General features: G+C 70.3%; 3 protein-coding genes and 1 pseudogene. 1 reads left to right on the top strand and 3 read right to left on the bottom strand.

Translation table 11 applies throughout. The annotated features are described in order from the left end of the window. The first annotated feature begins 131 nt into the window (after nucleotides 1–131). The gene (locus tag AC13HU_RS34255) at nucleotides 132–1,175 is read left to right on the top strand and encodes a Gfo/Idh/MocA family protein (RefSeq protein WP_483045892.1); all 1,044 of its coding nucleotides are present in this window, start codon (nucleotides 132–134) and stop codon (nucleotides 1,173–1,175) included. 312 nt (nucleotides 1,176–1,487) lie between these two features. Here AC13HU_RS34255 and AC13HU_RS34250 read toward each other — a convergent pair whose 3' ends face one another. The 3 genes and pseudogenes from AC13HU_RS34250 to AC13HU_RS34240 form a co-directional block, all read right to left on the bottom strand. Then, nucleotides 1,488–2,003 (bottom strand): GNAT family N-acetyltransferase, encoded by a 516-nt coding sequence (locus tag AC13HU_RS34250; protein ID WP_483045891.1) that lies wholly within the window; start codon nucleotides 2,001–2,003, stop codon nucleotides 1,488–1,490. Nucleotides 2,004–2,078: 75 nt separating this feature from the next. Next, a pseudogene (locus tag AC13HU_RS34245) lies at nucleotides 2,079–2,888 on the bottom strand (glycoside hydrolase family 99 protein); the annotation flags it as partial. A 45-nt stretch (nucleotides 2,889–2,933) separates the two neighbouring features. Beyond that, the coding region (locus AC13HU_RS34240) for a hypothetical protein (protein ID WP_483045890.1) at nucleotides 2,934–3,546 on the bottom strand (613 nt) is incomplete at its 5' end.

The following is a 3,546-nucleotide window of genomic DNA, read 5'->3' as shown; positions in this document are numbered from 1 at the left end:
GTCCTGCACGGCAGCACTCTCCATCGGAAGTCGTTGAAGCGTTGCCTATTCTTTCAGTCGGCGGGGAACACGGGGCACGAAAATCCGGGGACCGAGATGTGAGGTCCGCTACGAGCGAGGGTGTACGCACGATGAGCGAGCACACGAACGGCACGCACCCGAACGGCGAGCACACGCGCAGGATCCGCTGGGGCATCCTGGCCACCGGCGGGATTGCCGCCAGTTTCACCGAGGCGCTGCTGTCGCTGCCGGATGACGCCGAGGTGGTCGCGGTCGGTTCGCGCAGCACCGAGGCCGCGCAGGCGTTCGCGGAGCGGTACGGCATCCCCCGCGCGTACGGCACCTGGGCCGAACTCGCCGCGGACGAGGAGGTGGACGTGGTGTACGTGGCCACGCCGCACTCCGCGCACCGCGCCGCCGCCGGGCTGTACCTGGAGGCCGGGAAGGCGGTGCTGTGCGAGAAGGCGTTCACCATCAACTCCCGTGAGGCGCGGGAGCTCGTCGGGCTGGCCCGCGAGCGCGACCTGTTCCTGATGGAAGCGATGTGGATGTACTGCAACCCGCTGATCCTGCACCTGCTGGCGCTGGTCCAGGAGGGTGTGATCGGTGAGGTGCGGCACATCAACGCGCAGTTCGGGTTCTACAACGACTTCCCGCCCGAACACCGGATGCGCGACCCCGAGTTGGGTGGGGGCGCGCTGCTCGATCTGGGCGTCTACCCGGTGTCGTTCGCGCAGCTCTTCCTCGGTGCGCCCGACACGGTCGAGGCGTGGGCGCAGCTCACGCCCGAGCGGGTGGACGCGGCGACCGGGATCGTGCTCGGCTGGAACGGCGGTGCCATCGCCACGTTGAGCTGCGGGTTCACCGCGGATATCGGGGCGCCGGCGGCGATTGCCGGGACCGGGGGGCGGATCGAGATTCCCGACGGGTTCTTCAACGCGGATCGGTTTACCGTGCATCGGCAGGGGGTCGAGCCGCAGACCGTGCGGCTCGCCGACATCAGCGATGACCATGACCGCGGGAGTATGCGGCACGAGGCCGCGGAGGTCATGCGGGCGCTTCGCGCCGGTGAGACCGAGTCACCCCTCGTCCCGCTCGACGGTTCCCTCTCGATCATGGGGACGCTGGACCGTATCCGCGAGCGCATCGACGTCCGCTATCCGGGGGTGGACTGACCCGCCCGGGTGGTGCGTTCTGTCGGCCCCGGGACCACCTGCCGGTGGGGGTTCTCGCGCAGTTCCCCGCGCCCCTGGATAGTGCCCCTTGCGGTCGTGCCTCCACCACCTGCCGGTTGTGGCTGAGCGCGCAGTTCTCCCCCAGAGCTTCGCCTGGGTGGGGGCACCCCCGGCGAAGCCAGGGGGAGTGCCCCCACGCGCCCCTGTCTATGGCCGCTCGCCGTCGAAGTCTGCGCGTCTCCTTGCGCCGAAGGCGCTGGGCTTGCACGGAAGGGGCCGTGCATGCCCAGGGGCGCGGGCGGCAACGCATCCTCAGCTGTCGCGGCGGGCCGCTTCCGTTGCCGAGGGCACCGCGAGGTCGAGGTCGAGGCGGACCGCGCGGGTGGTGAAGCCCTGGCGTTCGTAGAAGCGGCGGCCGGCCTCGTTGGCGGCGTAGGCGTTGACCTCGGCGCGGACGGCGTCGTGCTGCCGGGCCCAGCCGAGGAATTCGGCGGTGAGGCGGGTGCCGGTGCCGCCGCCGCGGTACTCGGGGGCGACGTAGAGTGCCCGGAGCGTCGCGCTGCGGATCGGGAGGACGCCGACCGGCTCGGCGAGTACGCCGATGAGGTAGCCGACGACGGCGCCGGCCCCGTCGTCGGCCACCAGCAGCAGGCACGACGGGTCCGCGAGGGTCGCCGCGAACGACTTCTTGCCGTCCCGCAGCGCCCACAGCGGCTCCACCCGCGGGTCGCGGACCGCGGCGTCCTCCGTCAGCAGCGCCACGCTGCACGTGACAATGCCCTCGATGTCCCCTGAAGTAGCGGTACGCACGTGTACGGAGTCGTTCATACCGCAGAGGCTACGGTGTCCCGTGCCGAGCGGCCGTACGGTGCGTACCGCGCGTCAGAGCGGTGAACGTCAGGCGACCGGCGGGGTGGGCCGGTTCGCCGTCACGCCGATCTGACCCTTGAGCATGCGGCCACCGTCACCGGTCAGCCGCAGGTAGTAGTCGGAGGAGCAGGCGGTGCCGTCCTCGTCGAGGGCCCACCGGCCGGACCCGGAGGGCACCATGGAGGCGTTCTCGGCGGTCTGGTTGCCCTCGCCGTACTCGTCGAACATCGAGATGTAGATGCCCTGCACCCCGGCCCGGCACATGTTGTAGAACTGCCGCCACATGAAGTCGCCGTGCGCGCGCTGCCGCGCCGAGACGTCGCCGGGCAGCACGCACGGCTGGTAGTCGACGCCGTTCGCGTTGCAGTCCGCCTGATCGGGCACCGTGTACGTCTTGTACGCGTTGTCCGAGTCACCCGCGTTGCCGATCGCGCCGACCATCCACGGCGAGATCATGTTGAGCGCGTGGTAGACGCCGGAGTACCCGGCACGCGAGCCGCCGGTGCCGGTGCGCCACTCACGTGGCACCCCGCCGATGACGTAACAGCCCTGTCCCTTGAACCAGTTGATGACATCCAGGCAGGCGTCGGCGCTGAACGGGTGGTTGTCGTCGTTGAAGCCGAAGCCCCAGATACACACCACCGGCCTGCCGTTCTGCTGGGCGTACGCCGAACTCGCGGTGTGCGCCTTCATCTTGTTCGTCCAGTCGTCCTTGATCTCCGACTGCATGTTCGTCCACCCGGAGACGTCGTACATGACGTAGAACTTCACGCCCTTGGACTCCGCGGAGTTGCGCACCTTCTGCGCCATCGCGTCCCGGGTCGGGCCATGACCGGCTTCGGGGGTCGACGCCGGGGCATATGCCCTGGCCGTACGCCCGACTCCCGCTCAGGCGGTCAGCGGCTGCTGCTCGCCCAGCAGCACCGACATCGCCGGGTGCCGGGTGACGTCCTCGTGGCTCATGTACAGCGGGGTCAGCTCGATGCCGGTGCCCGGCAGCAGGATCGGCGGCCGGATCGGCAGCGACCCGAACCGCTGCCACAGCGCCGAGCTGGAGTCGGAGGACGCCTCGCAGTACACCCCGAGTCCGTTCCGGTACAGGTGCAGCATCATGCAACCGGCCAGCCGTACGAAGGCGCCCGGGGTGGAGGTGCCGGGGCGCACCGCGGCGAGCGCGCCGTGGACGTGCGGTGGCAGGTCGGTCGGGTAGTGCGCGTCGAGCAGGTCGATGAGCTGCCGGCAGCGCTCGGCCGCGGGGCCGGTCGCCGCGGTGATCGCCGCCGTGAACGCCTGCTGGTCCGCCTCGGTGATGGGCTCGCGCTCGGAGGGCTCCCAGACCAGGACGGCGTCGCGCTCGGGCGACATCAGCGCGGTGCCCTCGTGGTCGAGCATGAAGCGCACCCAGGCGTGCATGAACCCGGTCACGTACTTCTCCCGCCGGGGCAGTTCGTGCGGGACCAGCCAGCCGATCACCGGGTCCTCGTTGAACGCGGCGGTGAGG

The organism is Streptomyces sp. NH27 (genome assembly GCF_056859195.1).
The sequence above is the reverse complement of the archived record's forward strand: the minus strand, read 5'-3'. Positions and strand labels throughout refer to the sequence as shown.

What these genes read in the sequence shown, in the direction of transcription:
- AC13HU_RS34255 (WP_483045892.1), top strand. Translation starts at nt 132, where the DNA reads ATGAGCGAGCACACGAACGGCACGCACCCGAACGGCGAGCACACGCGC.
- AC13HU_RS34250 (WP_483045891.1), bottom strand. Translation starts at nt 2,003, where the DNA reads ATGAACGACTCCGTACACGTGCGTACCGCTACTTCAGGGGACATCGAG.